Origin of the sequence: Rheinheimera mesophila (genome assembly GCF_000986865.1) — a bacterium.
In the GTDB taxonomy this organism is placed as follows: Bacteria; Pseudomonadota; Gammaproteobacteria; order Enterobacterales; family Alteromonadaceae; genus Pararheinheimera; species Pararheinheimera mesophila.
The window spans coordinates 175038-194042 of the sequence record NZ_LAVS01000096.1; the positions used below are offsets into that span (position 1 = coordinate 175038).

Below are 19005 nucleotides of genomic sequence, written 5' to 3' on the forward strand. Positions count from 1 at the left end.
CATGGATTGGTTACGTCAGTTGTTCGAACACCCGGCCGATCCATTGCTGCTCTTTGGAAGTTACGATCCCAGTTTAGTGCTGTTGTCGTTTTTAATTGCGGTATTTGCATCTGCCATGGCGATGCAGGTAACAGCTCAGGCCATCAGTGTCAGCAAAAAGTCGTTGCGCCTGATGATGTTGGGCAGTGGCAGTATCGCCCTGGGTGGCGGTGTCTGGTCGATGCATTTTATTGGCATGCTGGCTTTTACCTTGTGCACAGAGGTCAGTTATCACTTTGGCCTGACCGCTTTGTCGATGTTGCCCAGCATAGCCGCGTCCTGGGTCGCTTTGGACCTCATCAGTAAAAAACGCATCAGCCTGCCCCAGCTCTTACTGGGGGGGCTACTGATGGGTGCTGGTATCGGCACTATGCACTATGCCGGTATGGCCGCCATGCAAATGTCTGTGGCTTTACGTTATGACTTAGCAACCTTTTTACTCTCTATTTTGGTTGCTGTTGTGCTGGCAGTGCTTTCGCTTTGGATCCGCTTTGGTTTAAAACGCCTGAATCTGGCTCCGCATTGGCTCACGGTGTTAAGTAGTCTGGTGATGGGCGCCGCTATCAGCGGTATGCATTACACGGGGATGGCAGCAGCCCGTTTTGTTCCACCCGCAGGTTTTCAGCCGGATACCCAGCCAGGAGAATTACCGCTGGTGCTGGCGATGGCAATCACTTTCACTACGCTGATGATCAGTAGCTTAGTGGTCGCTATTAATCTGTTACTCAAGTACCGGGAAGCCAGCGCCGCGGCCAAAACCAATGAAAGCCGTTTATTGGCGATGATGGACACCGCTGTCGATGGCATAGTGACTATTAATACCCAGGGATTGATCCTGGGCATGAACAAAGCCGCGGAGAAAATTCTTGGCTGGACTCAGGCAGAGTTACTGCATAAAAACGTCAATATTCTCACTCCAGCGACCATTCGTCCTGATCACGATTCCTACTTAGAAAACTACCTGCGCACCGGCGAAGCTAAAATTATAGGAATAGGCCGCGATGTGGAAGCTGTGCATAAAGATGGTCATACCGTCCCGGTACGCCTGGCGATAGGTCATGCCAAATTACCCGACGAAGATATTTTTGTCGCTTTTATCACTGACATCAGTAGCCGCCTGCAGATGGAGCAGGCACTGAAAGAGAACGAAGAAAAATTCCGCTCTTTAATTGGTAATATCCCGGGCGCAGCCTACCGCTGCCTGTTTAATGAGAACTGGGATATGGTGTTCATCAGCGACGCCATTGAAACCTTGTCCGGTTATCCGGCCAGCGACTTTATGCTGCCCTCTGCCACACGAAGCTGGTCTGATTTAGTCCATCCGGATGATAAAAGCACCACCACCCAACTGGATCTGTATCAGGGGCATTTCACTATTGAATACCGCATCCGGCATAAAGATGGCTCCATTCGCTGGATACTGGAATATGGTGAGGCGATAAAATCAGCGCAAGGTGAGATCATTTGGCTGGACGGTTTCCTGATGGATATCAGCCAGCGGAAGCAGATGGAAGTGGAGTTACTGGAAGCGAAAAACAAAGCGGAGCTGGCCGCCGAAAGTCGCAGCGCATTTCTGGCCAATATGAGCCATGAAATCCGCACGCCGATGAATGCCATTATTGGCTTCAGCGACTTGTTATTAAGCTCGGATTTGTCGGCCGAACAGAAAAAACATCTGGCTACTATCCATGGTTCAGCCCACTCGTTATTGCATTTATTAAACGACATTCTCGACAGTGCCAAGCTGGAAAAAGGCAAACTGGAGCTGGAATTACAGGATTTCTCTTTGCCCGCTGTGCTGGATGGCGTGGTGTCTACTTTGTGGATCCAGGCACGGAAAAAACAGCTCGAATTAAAACTGGAACTTGACCCGCAACTGGGTGAATTTTATTACGGTGCGCCAGACCGGCTGCGTCAGGTACTGACCAATCTGATTGGTAATGCGATCAAATTTACTGACCAGGGCTCAGTACGGGTGCAGGTTGCCCCTACTGCGCAGCAGCAGATCAGATTCAGTATTGAGGACACTGGCATAGGGATCGCGGCCGATCGTTTACCGCATATTTTTGATGCTTTTACTCAGGCCGACGCCTCAATGAGCCGTCGTTTTGGCGGCACAGGCCTTGGAACCACCATCAGTAAACAACTGGTCGAGCTGATGGGCGGGCACATTACAGTGCAAAGCACAGAAGGTGTTGGCAGTTGTTTTGAATTCAGCCTGCCGTTACAAACCGGTAAAGCCACTGCGACTGGCCAACAAGGTTATATACCAGCTTTACCTGCGCTCAATATACTGATTGCCGATGATATACCGCAGAATCTGGAGCTGCTGAAACTCTTGCTGCAACGTGCAGGTCATCAGGTCACAGCAGTGACTGATGGTATTGAAGCCGTGAAAATGATCAAACAACAGGACTTTGATCTGGTGTTGATGGATATTCAGATGCCGAATCTGGATGGACTGCAAGCCTGCAAGCAAATACGACAATGGGAGATGGCACAAAACAAAACCATTCTGCCAGTCATTGCCTTAACAGCCAGCGTACTGGATGAAGATAAGATTGCAGCCAAAGAAGCGGGTATGCAGGGGTTTGCCACCAAACCTATAGACTTCGCGGCTTTGTGTTTTGAAATAGCCCGTGTGCTCAATATTGAAGTACGTGAACCTTTATCACAGCATTCTCAAGTCACTACCACAGTTCAGTTGCTGAACCTGCCCAAAGCCCTGCAGTTATGGGGTAATTTGGCTACTTATCTGCCGCAGTTAGAACAATTTCTGCAACAACAAAAGCCGATGATACAACTGGCTGTGCAGCAGCTACAGGCTGGAAACTATAACGCTGTGCAGCAACAAGCTCATGCTATTAAAGGGGTCAGTGCTAATTTGGGGTTGGAGCCATTAAGCAGAGTTTGTGCCGAACTGGAACAGGCAGCACGGCAGCAACAGCAACAAAGAGCAGCTGAATTACTGCAAAAGATACTGGGCTGCTGGTCAAAATTTGAAGCTGAGCATCAGAGGCTGTTAGAGGAACAACCTCTGGCTGAACAGACACAATCCACACAGCTGGATCACCAGCAACTGGCGGCAATGCTGGAAAACCTGCAACAGTCTTTATTAAGACATGAACTGGACGATCAAGGGATAGAGCAATTGTCTCACTACAGTGGTCCACATCAGCAGTTACTGCTGAAGTTGCTGGACGCGGTAAACGATTTTGACTTTAGCCTTGCGTTGCAGCTGCTGGAGCAGCTACAACAACAGCTGGGTAAAGGAGAGCTCTGATGGCAGAAAAACAAAGCCTGTTATTGGTCGATGACGAACCCACCAATTTAAGAGTACTGCGCACTGTGCTGCAGGAGCAATACCGCTTGTTATTTGCTAAAAGTGGTGAAGAAGCCTTACAGCTGGTACAAAAAGAACAACCCGATTTAATACTGCTGGATGTGATGATGCCGGGGTTAACTGGCTTTGATGTCTGTGCCCGTTTAAAAGCCAATCCGGCGACCAGTGCTATTCCGGTGATTTTTGTCACAGCCCTAAAAGATGAAATGGACGAAACCAAAGGCTTTGAATTGGGCGCCGTGGATTACATCACTAAGCCTATCAGTCCGGCTGTAGTGCGGGCTCGCGTCAAAACACATTTGTCATTGGTGCAGGCGCAGGAGTTAAAACAAACCCGGTTGCAGGTGATCCAAAGGTTAGGCCGGGCCGCTGAATACAAAGACAATGAAACCGGCTTACATGTGATGCGGATGAGCCACTATGCGCAGGTGATAGCGCTGGCTTATGGCTTTAGCGAACAAAAAGCCGAAGACTTGCTGCATGCAGCCCCCATGCACGATATAGGCAAAATCGGCATAGCCGACAATATTCTGCTTAAACCCGGCAAGCTGACTGCTGACGAATACAAAGAGATGCAAAAGCACCCGTTGATAGGGGCGGAGATCATCGGCGATTGTGATTCTGACTTATTGAAAATGGCCAAAGCCGTGGCTTTGTATCATCACGAAAAATGGGACGGCTCAGGCTACCCTTTTGGCCTGTCCGGCGAACAAATCCCCATCGAAGCCCGTATTGTGGCTTTATCCGACGTATTTGATGCCTTAACCAGTGCCCGGCCTTACAAACAAGCCTGGACTATTGAAGAAACACTGCAGCATATCCATCAGCAGAAAGGCTTGCATTTTGAACCACGACTGGTCGATCTGCTGGATGAAAACCTGCAACAAATCCTTGAAATTAAACAGCGTTGGGCGGAATAATGCAGTTCTTATGTTGATAACATTTAATACCTAAACGGAATGACAAATTAAAAAAGGACTATGAATGAACAGATTGAAGTTGTTGGCTGTATTAACAAGCACTATTTTCTTTACCGCATGCGGAGGTTCAGGAGGAAGTGATGGAGGCTCCACAGGAGGTGGCACAGGAGGAAGTGATGGAGGCTCCACAGGAGGTGGCACAGGAGGAAATACCAACGTTAACCTGACCGCAGATATTGTACAAAGCACCGTCTGTAACACCGAGATAGCAGCAACTAATGCTGAATTGGTGGTTTATGACTCTAATTGGGCAATTAAAAGCAGGCATAGGCCTGATGCTCAAGGCAAAATCAGTGCCAGCATCCCACAGACTCAAAACGTGAACATCGCTTTTATCACGCAAACGACAACAACGTCTGGTACCCGAACTTATGTTGAATCCAGAGCACAACATCCGGTAGGCTACCTTGGAAAATTCGAAGTTTCATCGTCAGCACCAGGAGACTGCGAATGCGTGACCAAAGACGTCACCATCAGCACGCTGTTAGCTCTTTCTGATCAAGGAGCACAACTGACGGGGGCGGCAAATACCCCTCGATATCAAGAGATAACCGGCAGAACCGGGGTCTTTCCTGACACCCAAATCTGTCGCAAGCCAAATAGTGACTGGCCAACCTTAACTGTGTTTGGGCATAACGGAGGTTCAGCAGTTGCAGGTACTTTAAGTGACTATGATGTTAATAGCGATCTGGACGTGTTAGTTTCTGCGTCAGGTAATTCTTATACTGCAGTTGTGGACCCAAACTTTTTCAACGCTAGTGTATCGCATGAAGTAAACGGACAATTTGCTTCTTATACAATCCCACCTGAAACAGGTGATATCTCTGTTATCGAAGATTTAGATGTATCGAGCAGAGTGCATCTAAGAGGCAGTAGATTCGAACAGCGTGTTGAAGGTAATCAAACCGTAAATGTTTTGATAGCACGAAGAAAAGTTTTTGATTATGAAAACGAAAACACAGCTACATTAACAATGCCTGATGTCAGCCCCTTGCTCAGTCTGGCGGAAACCTTTGATAATTTTATCAGTTCAGACTCAACGTCCTATCAGATTAACAATGCAGACCAGTACACTATGCTCTCTATTTTTGCACAAGTCAGTTTGCAGGATGGTTCAACATATACGGAACAGTATTATGGTCCCATTAGAGGCAATTATCCGGAAAATGCTTTACCCTCAGACTACGGAATAGAAAGTCAACTGGCCAATGCATCCAGCATTACCCTTGATTTCTCGTTGTTCCGTTACGCAGGTCAGGACTTCTACCAAACTGCTATCCAGAAGCTGTCAAACAGAAGTACTCTGCCACCCAATGAGCTTTTTGGAGCCGACTGGGCAGATTATTCCATAGTATCGGTCAGCGCCAGAGTTGAACCTGAGTAGTGAAGCAAACAAGTAAATACGACAAGAGTCTATTGATGTAAATATCAACAGACTCTTTTTCGGCCAAAGTCCTGACTTTAAGCTGTGTTAGGAAAATAACTAAAACATTCTTAACACAAGGATTTTATATGAAGCACAATCCCCTTTATCTGGCGCTGCTGACCAGCACTCTGTTACTCAGCGCCTGTGATAAAACAGCAAAAACCGATACCGCTGCTCAGGTTGCAGAGACTGCGGTGGAAACAAAAGCAGCAGCAGTTCCCAGTTACACTCCAACTCAGTTTTATGCTACCAAGTCCTATACAGGTAACGAAATTAACCACAAAGCCGATGCGCTGTTGGTGGCGTCTGACGAAACTGGTGTATTTAACCTGTACAAAGTCAGTCTGGATGGTAAAACCTGGACGCCGCTGACCAGCTCCACCACTGAATCCATATTACCTGTAGGTTGGTTTCCACAGGATGACCGGGTGCTCTACAAAGCCGATCAGGGTGGAAACGAACTGCATCATATTTATGTGCGCGAGCTGGATGGTTCGGTCAAAGACTTAACCCCGGGTGATAAACACAAAGCCGAATTTGTTGGCTGGACAGACGACCATAAATTCTGGCTGATGACAAATGAGCGGGATCCGAAGTTTTTTGATTTATACAGCTACGACAGCACCAGCTATCAGCGCACTCTGGTCTATCAGAACAACGAAGGTTATGAGATTGGTGCGTTAAGCGACAATGGCCGTTACATCGCGCTCTCTAAAGAGCGCACCAATGCCGATAACAACCTGTATCTGGTCGATTTGCAGAGCGCCGATAAAACCCCTGTGCATATCACGCCGCATCAGGGCAATGTATCGCACGGTATTTATGGGTTTAGCCGTGATAACACTCAACTGATTTTTAGCTCTGACGAAAAATCAGAGTTCAGCCAGGCCTTTGCCTACCAGATCAATGAAAAAGCCGTACAGCCCTACAGCCAAGCCGATTGGGACATTATGTACATTGGCTTTAGCAAAGATAATAAATACAAAGTCGAAGCAGTAAACGCTGATGCCTCCACCCAAATCAGTATCACTGAAGTTGCCACAGGCAAAGCGGTGCAATTGCCTGAATTACCCGCAGGTGATTTACGCGGCGTGACTTTTTCTGATGACAGTCAGTATGTAAGCTTCTACGTCAATGCCGACAACAGCCCGTCGAATTTATTCGTCTGGAAACTCTCGGAAGCGAAAGCAGAGCGTCTCACTCAGGCACTGGATAAAGCCATAGATGAAAACGTGCTGGTCAAAAGTGAAGTGGTACGTTACCCAAGCTTTGATGATTTAGCTATACCTGCCCTGTTGTATAAGCCGAAACAGGCCAGTAGCAGCGCCAAAGTACCGGCCTTGATCTGGATCCACGGTGGCCCTGGCGGACAATCGCGTACCGGTTACAGCCCGGTGATCCAACATCTGGTAAATCAGGGATACGCCGTATTGTCAGTGAACAACAGAGGTTCCAGTGGTTATGGCAAAACCTTCTTCCACCTGGATGACTTAAAACATGGTGAACACGATTTGCAGGACATCGTCTACGGTAAAAAGTACCTGCAATCTTTGGACTGGGTGGCCACCGATCGTATTGGCGTAATGGGTGGCAGCTACGGTGGTTATCTGACCATGGCCGCCATGGCTTTTACCGATGAGTTTAAAGTCGGTATTAATATTTTTGGGGTCACCAACTGGGTGCGTACTTTAGAGAGTATCCCCGCCTGGTGGGAATCCTTCCGCGAGTCTTTATACGCAGAGCTGGGTGATCCGGCCAAAGATGGCGAAAGGTTACGCCGCATTTCACCGGTGTTCCACGGTGACAAAGTGAAAAAACCTGTGCTGGTGGTGCAAGGTGCCAATGACCCTCGTGTACTGCAGGTAGAAAGTGATGAGATGGTAGCCGCTATTCGCGCTCAGAATGTGCCCGTTGAATACGTGTTATTCCCTGACGAAGGCCACGGCTTTATGAAGAAGGAAAACCGTATTAAGGCGCAAGAGGCTTATTTGGCCTTTTTACAAAAATACCTGTAGCATTTAATGATGCAGGGGGCTGAGGTCTAACTCAGCTCCCGTTCACAGCAAACAACCTGAGTCTTATGAAAATCTATTCCAGCTTTATTGTGATCAGCAGTTTGTTATTAACTGCCTGCGCTATACCACGTTACACCGAACGGCTGCAGCAGCCTTTGCCTTTGCCTGAGGGCGAATGGACAGTGACACAAAGCCATCCGAAAGAGATGGAGAATGTGACAGAAATGCGCTGGCAAGCGGTCGATTCTGACAACTATGTGCAAAGTTTTGTGTTTGAACAGCAGCCCAACAGCGATCTGATGAAAACCAAAGCTATTGACGATCAACAAGGTCAGCGCAACTGTGACGAACTGTTTGATAGCCAGATCTTAAGTAAAGAGCCGGTCAATGGTTACCCGGCTCTGGTCTGGGTGTCTGAATGTAAAAGCAAAAGCGGCGCTTATTCCAAAATTCTGCATAAATCTATTGCAGGCAAACAGTCGCTTTATGTCTTTAACAAAGTCTGGCGTAGTTTACCTTTGCAAACCGAATGGGACTTGTGGCTGGCCTATACCCACAAAATTCAGGTTTGCGACAGCGATAGCAAAACTCAGCCTTGCAAATAAAAGTGCTGTCCGACTACTACTTCGTCGCCACGACTTCAGGGATATCTGAGAAAGCCTGTCTGGTGACCGAACTGGCTTGTGGCTCATAGGCACTCGATGCTTCAAAAAATGCCTGATACAAAGCGTCCGGTAAAAACTTTTCCGCTACAGCAAAACGAGTCTCAGTGTGCTTTTCTTTGTGATGCCAAAGCGTCTGATCAGAGCCAGCAGACACCAGCTTGTACTCCAGTTCTAGCGTCGCTTCCGCAGCCAGCAATGGAGCGCTTTTTTCCGACCATCGCTGAATATCGACATAAAGCACCATGTCCACATCGGTCAATGCTGGCACTTCTGTCAGTTGACGCTGTTGTGCGTCAACAATCTGAAAGCCCTGCTCCGCTGCCACTGCGGGTACCTCCCGGTTAAAGGCCTGGATTAAAGCCTCTGGTACAGCAGCGTCACTGTGCACCACGATCATGACTTTTTGCGCATTATCCTTTTGCCGCTGGACATCACGCTGTTGCTCCTCCACAACAGAACTGCAGCCCGTTAAATAACCAGCCGCAACAGTGCTGATTAGCCACTTCAAGTACGTCATGTTTTTGCCTCCTTCCATCGGAAAAATCCTCTAACGCCTGTTCCTGCATCGGCTGCTGTATCAGTCCGGCTTGGCTTATCCGACTCAACCCAAAGTTAATCCGTCAAGCCAGGTCTTCAGTTGTTGGCTTCGATTAACGCCATTAACTTCGCCAGCCGCTGCTGGCAGTGTTCCAACTGTGGACTTTGTTGGGTCACCAGTTGCAGTCCTATATTTAACGCCGCCAGTACTATGCTTTGTTCCATCGACAAATGTCCGGCGCCCTGTCGTACCTGCGCAATATTGCTGTTGAGCAGCCGCGCCGCCTCCTGCAACCCGGCTTGTTCCTGCAAAGAGCAGCGTAACCAGTATTCCCGGCCTGCTATCACCACTTTTTGCTCAACGACCAACGGCTGCCTGAACATGATCAAGCCGACAATTGCTGTTCAAACAACTGCGTCAGTTGCTGTAATTTTTGCTGCGCCCTTTGCTTCTGATCATCCGACTCCATCGCATGAAGCTGTAAGGTTTCCAGTTGATCAGCACTTTTTTTCAATTCCTGCTGCAACTGCTGCTCTTTTTGACCCAGTTGCTGTACTTGCGCTGTGAGCTGTTGATTCTGTGAAATTAACTGCTGGATTAACTGCTCTAACTTGCTAAATTCGGCTTCAAACATAAGATCCCCTGAATGCATAAATGGGTTGAGAACTGGAGTGACTACTCCGGAAATTCGAAGCATAGGCAGCAGGGTTTGAACCTAAGCTGAACGCCTGTAGCAGCAAAGAAAAGGGCTGCACAAGGCAGCCCGGACAACCGAAGAAAAACTCTCAGAACTGATAAGCAGCACTCAAAGTCCAGCTACGGCCTTTATGGTTGTACAAACTGGTATCAAAATAATCACCACCCGCAGCCGGGTCAAAAGGTGGATCTCTGTCTGTTAAGTTACCGACAGACAACGCCAGCTCCGTATTGCTAAGCCCCAGATAACTCACCTGCAGATCCAACTGAGTGTAACTGGCCACTTTAGCCTGCAAACCCGGATTGCTGCTTTGAGTCGCTACTTTTTGCTGGTAACTGCTGCTGTAGCTGCTGATCAGACTGCTGCGCCAATCCGCCACAGACCAGTTCAGACTGGTGCTGTTTTTCCACTGCGGCAAAGCACCAAACTGGTTATTACCGGCCCCGTTAATTTCAGCCTGCCCTGCCACTAAGGCCTGTTTGTAGCTGATTAAACGTGACCAGACTGATTTAAAGCCCAGTGATTGGCCTGAAGATAAATCCCATCTGTAGTTAAAATCAACATCTATCCCAGAGGTGGTTCTACTGCCCTGATTATTGTATTGATTGCTGACAATCTGCAGGCGCCCCTGCGCATCACGTTTAATACGGTCCGCATATAAAGCCGGATTGTTGACAATAAACTGAGCGTTATCAGCCCCTATAATCTGTTCCTGCTCAATCCGGAACCAATCCACACCAATACTGCCTTGCTGGCTGAAGGACCAAATCACGCCTGTATTAAGGTTTTTTGAACGCTCAGGCTGCAATTCTGGATTACCGGTACGAAGCTGGGTAAAACCACGACGTGCGCCGGGCTCCACAGGATCATTCGGGTCAATCACAGAGCCGTAACTGATGGTGTTGCTGTTGGCAATTTCCGGCAACGAGGGGGCCCGGAAACCTTTGGACCAGGACGCCCGCACTAACCAGTCTTCGGCCAGCACATAATGCACCCCTACTTTGGGTGAAAAGGCGTTACCAAAATCATCGTAATGATCAGAGCGACCTGCCAGGCTGGCGGTTAAATCCTGCAGCAGCGGAATACTGAACTCGGCAAAAGCCGCTTTAATTTCACGCTCACCTTTGACCAGATTAATAGCCGGACGTAATTCGGTACCGGACAAGACTTCAGGCGAAGTACCGGCATCCATTTTTTCGCGGCGTAAATCCACCCCAGCGGCAAAAGCCAGCGGGCCATGATCAAGTTCAGTCAGGACTGTGCTGGCACTGGCATTGATGGAGCTTAAATGATAAGTACCGGGACGGCGGGTTTGCAGGCGCAGTTCATCCAATACCTCTGCTGAATTTTCACGGCCATCAAAACGGTAACTACCATCCTGTAAGGCCTGTTCAAAAGCAAAACGGTTGACGAAGTTATCTACATATTCACGCTGATGACTGCTCGATTGCAGCGCATTCAACTGCAGATCCCATTCATCGCCCTGATAGCGTAAACTCGCCAGCACCCGGCTGAAAATTTGTTTGTTTTCTTTCAGGCGCGGGCCTAAATCAAACAAGGTATATTCAAAAGGCAAAGCGGCATTGGTTGGATTATCCGGATGGCCCATAGGCAACGCCACTGCGATATCGGTTAAGGTGCTATTGAGCGGATCATAAGCCCGTAAACCCGCGCCAACAGTTAAGGGCGCGCCAAAAATCATCGCCGAATCGTTGTAGCTGTACAGCACTTCGGTGCTGGCTTGCAGCTTATCCGACAGTTGGTAAGTCCCCTGTAAAGAAGCCTGACGGCGCGTCACTTCAGGTTGCAAGGTATTAAAAGGCTGAGCATTAAAAGCACAGACTTCACCGGCGCGGCCCGGTGTAAAATCAGTCCATGGCCGTTTTACTGCACCTTCAGGGCAGTTTGTAAAAGCTGCCGGAGACGATGGGTTTTGCAAGCTGTTGCCGCCCTGACTACTCCAGCCGGACAACTTACCACCCGGCAAATGACGGAAATCACCACTGCTGAGTAAATCCCTGTCGCTGGCATCCAGCCGCTCACGGTCAAACCAGTCCAGAGTTAAACTCAGGTTATAGCCATCCTGATTTAAATCCCCAGTTCCTGTGACTAAACCTAAAGCCTGTTGCTCCAATCCACCCTGAGTAGCAGCCCCTGTAGAGGCTTTGACTTCAGTGTCCTGCACATTCTTTTTCAGAATAATGTTCACTACCCCAGCTATGGCGTCTGAACCATACACCGAGGATGCCCCATCTTTTAGCACTTCAATCCGCGCTACTGCGCTTAATGGCAAGGCGTTTAAATCAACAAAAGTATCCTGGGTATTGAGCGCAAACCCATAGTTGGATACGCGCTGACCATTCACCAGCACCAGGGTATTTTTTGGGCTTAAACCACGCAAACCTATAGAGGCTGAGCCTGCGGAAAAGCTGCCAGTGAATTGTTCGTCAAAGCTATTGCCGGAGTTGACCGTTAAATCACGTAACACATCGGTCAGGGTCACTTTGCCGCTGGCTTTAATATCTTCCGCTGTGACTTGCAGCAAAGGCGTGGCATTTTCCTGCTGCACTCTTTTGATCAACGAACCTGTGACCTGAATACGCTCCACTTTGTTTTCAGCAGAGTTTTGCTCTGCCAGCGCAGGGGTCAAAGCAGAGATGGCCAAAGCCAGCAGGCTAAGCTTGGGCGCAAAGCCAGAAGAATTTGTTTTTAACATAAAGACCTCAAATTGGATAAAGCTGTGCCAGGGCGGATTTAACGCCTGACCAGACCTATATATTTTTTATAAAAAGCGGAATGAAGCGGTTAAACCGCAGCGCTTTGTGCGACTAAAAGCAGCAACAGCGCAACAGACTTAGCAGCACATCCAAAGACGTACTGAGCAATGAGGCATTCGACAACAACGCAAAAGTGCAGTGACGGCAGAGACACAAGAGCGCAGTGAAACAGTGAACATAGGTTTTTACCTTTACAACAAAACCGGCATCCAGCGGACTGATTTGCCTGAATTACAACGCCATAACAGGTCTGACAGTCATACTCCGACTATGGAAGAGTGAAGTGCAGCACAGCAGACCGAAACACCCAAACGTTTAGACGTCCGGATGGGCGCGAATAATACTGAAATCTTTGTCGAAGCAAAAGGTATTTTTTGTGACTTGTTATTCCATATAGATATATGGGTAGAGGTTTTATATAAATAAGGTTTTAAAAAAGAAGTGTGACAGACTGAGCGCTCCAGAACACCGAATTAAATACTGCAAATAAAAAGGGCAGAGTCATCACGCTTCTGCCCTTGTTTAAACTTCTGGCGGCTGTAGGAGCCTTTGCCTTTTTTCGCTTTCACCACCTGCATCTGAAATAGCTTGCTGGTCACTAACGCCTTGAGTGCATTATCCCGGATCTCGCCGCGGCCATGCTCTGCCGTTGGTTGTTTTGCCATAAGGCCTCCTGTGTAAAAAACGCGCAAAGTGTAAAGTCAAAACTTACGTCAGTAAATGACCACTCTGGATTTATTTTAAAGCTGCTCTGTAAATAAAGTGCATCGCGCCGCTATTGTGACGACAAAAACCAGCTTACGTCTTGATATTTAGCCTCGAGGTAACCAGATCCTGTCTAACGTTCATGATTCAGGATCTGTAATGAAAAACCTGCATATAGATTTAGTTTCCGATATTGCTTGCCCCTGGTGTGCTATTGGTTATGCCCGGCTGGAACAAGCCATGGCCAGCATCAAGGACAAAGTCAGCGTCAGTATTCAGTGGCGGGCCTTTGAACTCAACCCGGATCCGCACTTAGTCCCTGAGCCTATTTTGCCGGCACTGAGCAAAAAATATGGCCGCAGCGAAGCGGAAATGCGTGCCTCACAACAGTCTATGATGCAAATCGCGGCTGATCTGGGGCTGAACTTCGATAAAATGCAGCAGCGTTTTACCTGCAACACCTTTGACGCCCACCGGCTGGTGAAATGGGCGGCTGGGTTTGATCAACAAACAGCGATGAAACAGGCCTTATTTGAAGCCTATTTTGGTTTTGCCGAGGATGTCTCCAACGCAGAAGTGTTGCAAAAATGTGCAAAAAAAGCCGGACTCAATGCAGATGAAGCATTAGAAGTCCTGCAGTCCGGACAGTTTAGTGATGAAGTACGCGCCGAAGAAGCGCAGTACCAGCAAGCCGGTATCAGTTCAGTACCAGCTTTTGTCATCAATCAGCGTTATCTGATTTCCGGCGCGCAAGACCCAGCCACTCTGGCTGCCAGTCTGCTGCAGATTGCCGATGAAATGACTACAGAAGAATAACCACTACAGGTAAAAAGGTGCGGTATGACGACCCCAATGAAAGACTTTATTTATCACATCGGCACTGTAGGCACGCCCTGGGGCGAGGCTGAAAAACAGCAGTGGCTGAGTGAACAACAGATCAAACGCAGTTATAAAGACGAAGTAGTGACACCACTGCAACAGTTTTTACCAGACACAGCAGAGCTGCTGAATTACGGCACTCTGGACTACAGCGCTTTTCATTTACCTGTGTATGAACTGTTTGCGGTTCGCAGCAAAAACTGGCAAGCAGATAAGCCTATAGTGCTGGTGACGGGCGGTGTGCATGGCTATGAAACCAGTGGCGTGCAAGGTGCGCTGAAATTTATTAAAGAGCAATTCAGCCATTACAGCACCAAAGTGAACCTGCTGGTGTTGCCTTGTATCAGCCCCTGGGGTTATGAAACCATCAACCGCTGGAATCCAAAAGCTGTGGATCCGAACCGTTCTTTTGGCGCAGAAAGTCAGTCGGAAGAAGCCAGTTTAGCCATGGCTTTTGTCCGCCAGCACCAGGGTGAGGTGTTGGTGCATATCGACCTGCACGAAACCACAGATTCAGATAACAGCGAATTCCGTCCGGCCAAAGCAGCCCGCGATGGCACAGTGAATCACAACTGGAATATTCCGGACGGTTTTTATCTGGTTGGCGACACGGATAAACCAGAAGCTGGTTTTCAGCGCGCTATTATCGAAGCGGTGCAAAAAGTTACTCACATCGCTGAAGCCGATGAAGAGGGCTGCCTGATCGGTGAAAAACTCGCCCAGTTTGGTGTAGTAAACTACCCCAAACGTGCTTTGGGTTTATGTGGCGGTATGACAGATGCCAAGTTTGTCACAACCACTGAGGTTTATCCGGATAGCCCGAAGGCCAGCCCGGAGCAATGCAATGCAGCTCAGGTGGCGGTAATTTGTGCCGGTGTGGATTACGCTTTAGCGTGATAAAGAAAGGGTCAGAGTTTTCACTCTGACCCTTTCAGCTCCAACTTATTCTGGTATCAGGTCAGAGCCAAGGCTCTGCCCCTGCTCAGAAGGAGTAAGTCGCACCTAAAGTAAAGTGACGTGGTGTACCGTAGCCGTATTGGTCAAAGAAACCAATCTGGCTGTAGTAAGTTTCGTCAAACAGGTTGTCGACGTTCAACTGCACAGACAACTGCTCTGTCACCTCATAACGGGCCATCAGACTGACCAGACTATAAGAGTCCTGGCGCAGGATCTTCGGCGCTGTGCCACTGTACTGTTCGTCTTCCCAACTGATACCACCACCAATCACCAAACCTTGCAGTTCATTGGCAAAGTCGTAGGTAGTGAAGATGTTCAGCTTTTTACGTGGATGGTCGGTATTCACTTCAGTACCAGCCGCATCTTCGGCTTTAAACTGTGAATAACCGGCAGAGATATTCCAGTTGTCCAGCAACTGGCCTATCACTTCCAGCTCAAAACCTTTACTTTCGACCCCTTGAGCTGCGCGGTACATAGTTTCAGGTAAGTTGTTGCCTACCGGCGGGAAAGTACCAATAGCCTGAGCCAGATTGTCTTGTTCAATTTTAAACACCGCCACTGCGGTTTGTACTTTGCCATCCAGGAAAGAGCTTTTTAAACCCAACTCAGTGTTAGTGCCTTCGAGCGGGTCAATAAATTCACCTGAGGCGACACGGGCATTTTGTGGTTTGAAAATTTCAGTCTGGCTGACATAGGCATTGTGATTGGCATTAAGCTGGTACATTAAACCGGCATAAGGCACAAACACGCTGTCATCGCCGTAGTTTTCAACAACACCGTAGTTGACGCCTGTGCGCTCCCACTTCGACAAACGACCACCGGCGATCAGTTTTAAATCGTCAGTCAAAGAGAAACGGGTGGCCGCATAGTAACCATCCTGCTCTGTATCTAAATCTACCGCCACTGCTGGTGTCGTGGAGAAAGTTGGCTCTGGGTAAGTGCTACCTGTCCACTCGTAGAAATTCCCCACCGGCACAAAAGCCGAAGTCTGGGCAAAAGTGACAGTTTCGGCTTGCTGCTCACTGTTGAGCATACCGACCACAAACTCATGGCTGCGGCCTAATAACTGGTAATCGCCTTTTAACTGCAGATCCAGACTGTCTTGCTCACTGACACCAGAGCTTTTGTAGGGCCAGGGCGACAAACCTAAACCTGTCTCTTTATCCGGAGAACCATAGATATACAGCAACTTAGTGTCCGCTGTATTTTTGATATGGTTGTAACTGGCTTTTGCCTGCCAGCCGTTGGCAAAGTTATGCACCAGATTGGCAAAGCTGTTTTCGTTGGTGGACGCCCAATAAGTCCAGTCTGCAGCAGAAGTGATGCTTCTGTCCCAATTGGTTGCAGTGCCATCACTGAACCAGGCCGCTAAGCCACCCCAGGTTGAACCTTTAGGGTCGTTATCCTGGTAGCTGCTACCAAAACTAACAGAAGTCTGTTCTGTTAAATCCGCATCCACTACCCCATAAAGCACTGTTTTGTCGTCTTCAGGGATATCCATAAAGCTGTCGCCCACTTCTTTTTTCGCGACAAAACGTACCCGCAAATCGCCCTGACGGTCCAGACCTGTCGATACATCAGCAGTAGCAAATCTATTGTTCCAGCGACCAATACCTGCATTGACATAACCTTTCAGCTCAGCAGAATTGGCATGTTTGCGTACAAGGTTGATAGAAGCCGAAGGATCCCCAGCGCCAGTTAATAAACCTGTGGCGCCACGGACCACTTCAATCCGCTCATAAATCGATACATCAGTGATGGTTTCACCTGAATCGCCAGCTAAAGACCAGGCTAAAGGCACCCCATCGATCTGGTATTTGTCGATATCAAAACCCCGGGCACTAAAGGTATTGCGGGTGGTATCCAGCTGTTTAGCCGACACACCTACTGTCTGGCTAATCACTTCATTAATGCCGCTGAAGCCCTGATCGATAATACGTTGAGACGTAATCACACTGACAGACTGAGGGGTTTCAAACAAAGACAAACCTAAACCTGTGGCGGTATCAATGTTTTCATTGACTGTGTAGTTACCAACCACAGTAATTTTTTCAATTTCTTTTTCGGCTTGCTCTTCTGCGGCCTGAGCAACACCCACCATACAAGCCAATTGTACTGCCAGCAGCACTGGCAGCTTTCTGAATTTCTGTTGTAACACCATGATTACCCCCCAAAATAAATTTGGGCGAATAATACACTAATACGAATTGTTATCAACTAGATTTAGATAAAGAACGGATCGAACAACCTATGCGATGTAAGTGGTTTTAAATTGATAACTGACTGATAACAAAGCAGAGGTATTTCGCAACGAAATCGCTAGTCTCTGGTCAGCACTTCCAATAGCTCTATCTCAAAAATAAGATTCGAGTGTGGCGGGATCATGCTGCCAATCTGGCGCTCACCATAAGCCAAATGTGCTGGCACCCATAACTTACGTTTGCCGCCCACTTTCATGCCCTTCAGGCCTAAAATCCAGCCCTGGATCACACGATTGTTGCTTAAAATGCACTGAAAGGCTTCGCCTCTTTTGTAAGAGGAATCGAACTCTGTGCCATCTTCCAGCCGGCCCCGATAATGCGCGGTGATTAAAGCCCCGCGCTCAGCCGCTTTGCCGTCGCCCACAACCAGATCTTCAATCTTTAATTCGTTCGTCATCTCTTTACCTGCCAGCAATTTTTAGCGCTGATTATAATCGCCGAAATAACAGCAGCAGAAGACGGCATACGAATCTTCTGACGGAAATGTTCTATAGTTTCAGCAACAACGCCACGGAGTGCATAAGATGTCTGTGATGATGGCCCGGCTCTATCCCCTGCTCTGTTTCATTTTGTTGCTGTTGCCGTTTTTACTCGGCGCACAGCCACAACAAGTGATCTACTCCTGGCCTATGTCGATGCTGGGGGATGCCCGAGGCAGCTATCCGATTGCCTTATTGCATCTGGCGATAGAAAAATCCGGCACTGACTATCAACCTGTGCCGAGCGGACAAGTGATGACCCAGCACAGAACCTTACGCCAATTGGGTTCGAACACTGGCCTGGATGTGGTCTGGACTATGACCTCACCAGAGCGGGAACAGGAGTTACGGCCCATTCGTATCCCAATAGACAGAGGTTTAATTGGCTGGCGTTTGTTGCTTATTCATAACGATAACGAACAAAAAATTCAGCAACTGGATGAAAAACAATTAAAAACCAGCCCCTCTATTCAGGGCAGTGACTGGCCGGATTACCCTATTTTAAAAGCCAATCATTTTCGGGTATTAGGCAGCGGCGACTTTGACGCTATGTTTAAAATGCTGCAGGCGAAACGTATTGATTATTTCCCTCGATCCATCACAGAAATCTGGCCAGAACTGCAGCAAAAAACAGGCATGTCGCTGACAGTTGCGCCGAAGTGGGTGTTGCATTACCCGGCTGCGTTGTATTTTTTTGTGCAAAAAGACAATATCGAACTGGCCAATGCTATAGAGATTGGGCTGTTACGGGCTATTGAAGATGGCAGTATGCAGCAGCTGTTTTTACAACATTTCAGCAGTGCTATACAGCAGGCCGATTTAAAATCCAGAACTGTGATTGAACTAAAAAACCCTATACTTCCTGCCGAAACACCTCTGCAAAACAAAGCCCTGTGGTTTGACCCACAACTGGGGTACTAAGGCGAAGTTTTCACAGGATTTAACGCTTTCACCACAGCATCGGCCACATCGGAAATACGACATTGTTGTTTCATCGCACTTTGCTGTAATTGGCGATAGGCCTGCTCTTCAGTCAATTTTTTGTACTGCATCAGTAATAACTTAGCTCTGTCTATCAGCTTTTGTTCACTGATAGCGCGGCGGGCATCCGTCAGCTCTGTCTGCATCTGGCGGATATGTTGCGCCTGCTCAGACAATAACTGATAAAAAGACCTGCTGGGCGCCTGCACTGTGGGTTCGGCCTGGCCTGCGGGCATCACAGAAGCACCGTACAAACCCGGCAT

Annotated in this window: 16 protein-coding genes; 8 read left to right on the forward strand and 8 right to left on the reverse strand. The window is 48.2% G+C overall.

Features of this window, described 5'->3' with window-relative positions:
* Position 1 precedes the first annotated feature (1 nt).
* The 5 genes from SD53_RS17325 to SD53_RS17345 all read left to right on the forward strand — a co-directional run bounded on the left by SD53_RS17325 (position 2) and on the right by SD53_RS17345 (position 8408).
* Entirely contained in the window at positions 2-3322 is a 3321-nt protein-coding gene (locus tag SD53_RS17325) for an MHYT domain-containing protein (protein ID WP_046521435.1), read from the forward strand.
* Positions 3322-4302: a response regulator gene (locus SD53_RS17330; RefSeq protein WP_173425709.1), complete on the forward strand. Its 981-nt coding sequence runs from the start codon at positions 3322-3324 to the stop codon at positions 4300-4302. Before SD53_RS17325 ends, SD53_RS17330 begins: the two co-directional genes overlap by 1 nt.
* 64 nt (positions 4303-4366) lie before the next feature.
* Complete coding sequence (locus tag SD53_RS17335; RefSeq protein ID WP_082101910.1) at positions 4367-5746, forward strand: hypothetical protein; 1380 nt, start codon at positions 4367-4369, stop codon at positions 5744-5746.
* 128 nt (positions 5747-5874) lie between these two features.
* Positions 5875-7803, forward strand: coding sequence for a S9 family peptidase (locus SD53_RS17340; protein ID WP_046521438.1), 1929 nt, complete (start codon positions 5875-5877; stop codon positions 7801-7803).
* 65 nt (positions 7804-7868) lie between these two features.
* Positions 7869-8408 carry a hypothetical protein gene (locus tag SD53_RS17345; protein ID WP_046521439.1) on the forward strand — a complete coding sequence of 180 codons (540 nt, stop codon included), beginning with the start codon at positions 7869-7871 and terminating at the stop codon, positions 8406-8408.
* 16 nt (positions 8409-8424) lie between these two features.
* Here SD53_RS17345 and SD53_RS17350 read toward each other — a convergent pair whose 3' ends face one another.
* From SD53_RS17350 to SD53_RS17370, 5 genes are all read right to left on the reverse strand, one after another.
* Positions 8425-8985, reverse strand: coding sequence for a hypothetical protein (locus tag SD53_RS17350; RefSeq protein ID WP_125060865.1), 561 nt, complete (start codon positions 8983-8985; stop codon positions 8425-8427).
* Between the two features lie 116 nt (positions 8986-9101).
* Positions 9102-9389, reverse strand: a complete 288-nt coding sequence (locus SD53_RS17355; protein ID WP_052749454.1) for a cell division protein ZapA — start codon at positions 9387-9389, stop codon at positions 9102-9104.
* A gap of 2 nt (positions 9390-9391) precedes the next feature.
* Positions 9392-9640 carry a hypothetical protein gene (locus SD53_RS17360; RefSeq protein ID WP_046521441.1) on the reverse strand — a complete coding sequence of 83 codons (249 nt, stop codon included), beginning with the start codon at positions 9638-9640 and terminating at the stop codon, positions 9392-9394.
* 151 nt (positions 9641-9791) lie between these two features.
* Positions 9792-12419, reverse strand: coding sequence for a TonB-dependent receptor plug domain-containing protein (locus SD53_RS17365; RefSeq protein WP_046521442.1), 2628 nt, complete (start codon positions 12417-12419; stop codon positions 9792-9794).
* 534 nt (positions 12420-12953) lie between these two features.
* Positions 12954-13145: a ribosome alternative rescue factor ArfA gene (locus tag SD53_RS17370; RefSeq protein WP_046521443.1), complete on the reverse strand. Its 192-nt coding sequence runs from the start codon at positions 13143-13145 to the stop codon at positions 12954-12956.
* A gap of 199 nt (positions 13146-13344) precedes the next feature.
* Between SD53_RS17370 and SD53_RS17375 the strand changes: the two genes are divergently transcribed.
* Complete coding sequence (locus tag SD53_RS17375) at positions 13345-14001, forward strand: DsbA family oxidoreductase (protein WP_046521444.1); 657 nt, start codon at positions 13345-13347, stop codon at positions 13999-14001.
* A gap of 24 nt (positions 14002-14025) precedes the next feature.
* Entirely contained in the window at positions 14026-14961 is a 936-nt protein-coding gene (locus SD53_RS17380) for a M14 family metallopeptidase (RefSeq protein ID WP_206539969.1), read from the forward strand.
* Positions 14962-15046: 85 nt separating this feature from the next.
* On the opposite strand, the gene SD53_RS17385 is transcribed toward SD53_RS17380, so the two are convergent.
* Both SD53_RS17385 and SD53_RS17390 read right to left on the reverse strand, forming a co-directional pair.
* Positions 15047-17182 carry a TonB-dependent siderophore receptor gene (locus SD53_RS17385; protein ID WP_046521446.1) on the reverse strand — a complete coding sequence of 712 codons (2136 nt, stop codon included), beginning with the start codon at positions 17180-17182 and terminating at the stop codon, positions 15047-15049.
* 158 nt (positions 17183-17340) lie between these two features.
* Positions 17341-17679: an FKBP-type peptidyl-prolyl cis-trans isomerase gene (locus tag SD53_RS17390; RefSeq protein WP_046521447.1), complete on the reverse strand. Its 339-nt coding sequence runs from the start codon at positions 17677-17679 to the stop codon at positions 17341-17343.
* Positions 17680-17806: 127 nt separating this feature from the next.
* Here SD53_RS17390 and SD53_RS17395 point away from each other — a divergent pair, with 127 nt between their 5' ends.
* Positions 17807-18682, forward strand: coding sequence for a substrate-binding periplasmic protein (locus SD53_RS17395; protein WP_052749455.1), 876 nt, complete (start codon positions 17807-17809; stop codon positions 18680-18682).
* Here SD53_RS17395 and SD53_RS17400 read toward each other — a convergent pair.
* On the reverse strand, positions 18679-19005 hold a 327-nt coding region (locus SD53_RS17400), incomplete at its 5' end, for an ANTAR domain-containing response regulator (protein ID WP_046521448.1). The two genes, SD53_RS17395 and SD53_RS17400, sit on opposite strands and share 4 nt — an antisense overlap.

Coding starts and splice junctions, on each gene's coding strand:
- SD53_RS17325 (WP_046521435.1), top strand. CDS start 2: ATGGATTGGTTACGTCAGTTGTTCGAACACCCGGCCGATCCATTGCTG.
- SD53_RS17330 (WP_173425709.1), top strand. CDS start 3,322: ATGGCAGAAAAACAAAGCCTGTTATTGGTCGATGACGAACCCACCAAT.
- SD53_RS17335 (WP_082101910.1), top strand. CDS start 4,367: ATGAACAGATTGAAGTTGTTGGCTGTATTAACAAGCACTATTTTCTTT.
- SD53_RS17340 (WP_046521438.1), top strand. CDS start 5,875: ATGAAGCACAATCCCCTTTATCTGGCGCTGCTGACCAGCACTCTGTTA.
- SD53_RS17345 (WP_046521439.1), top strand. CDS start 7,869: ATGAAAATCTATTCCAGCTTTATTGTGATCAGCAGTTTGTTATTAACT.
- SD53_RS17350 (WP_125060865.1), bottom strand. CDS start 8,985: ATGACGTACTTGAAGTGGCTAATCAGCACTGTTGCGGCTGGTTATTTA.
- SD53_RS17355 (WP_052749454.1), bottom strand. CDS start 9,389: ATGTTCAGGCAGCCGTTGGTCGTTGAGCAAAAAGTGGTGATAGCAGGC.
- SD53_RS17360 (WP_046521441.1), bottom strand. CDS start 9,640: ATGTTTGAAGCCGAATTTAGCAAGTTAGAGCAGTTAATCCAGCAGTTA.
- SD53_RS17365 (WP_046521442.1), bottom strand. CDS start 12,419: ATGTTAAAAACAAATTCTTCTGGCTTTGCGCCCAAGCTTAGCCTGCTG.
- SD53_RS17370 (WP_046521443.1), bottom strand. CDS start 13,145: ATGGCAAAACAACCAACGGCAGAGCATGGCCGCGGCGAGATCCGGGAT.
- SD53_RS17375 (WP_046521444.1), top strand. CDS start 13,345: ATGAAAAACCTGCATATAGATTTAGTTTCCGATATTGCTTGCCCCTGG.
- SD53_RS17380 (WP_206539969.1), top strand. CDS start 14,026: ATGACGACCCCAATGAAAGACTTTATTTATCACATCGGCACTGTAGGC.
- SD53_RS17385 (WP_046521446.1), bottom strand. CDS start 17,182: ATGGTGTTACAACAGAAATTCAGAAAGCTGCCAGTGCTGCTGGCAGTA.
- SD53_RS17390 (WP_046521447.1), bottom strand. CDS start 17,679: ATGACGAACGAATTAAAGATTGAAGATCTGGTTGTGGGCGACGGCAAA.
- SD53_RS17395 (WP_052749455.1), top strand. CDS start 17,807: ATGTCTGTGATGATGGCCCGGCTCTATCCCCTGCTCTGTTTCATTTTG.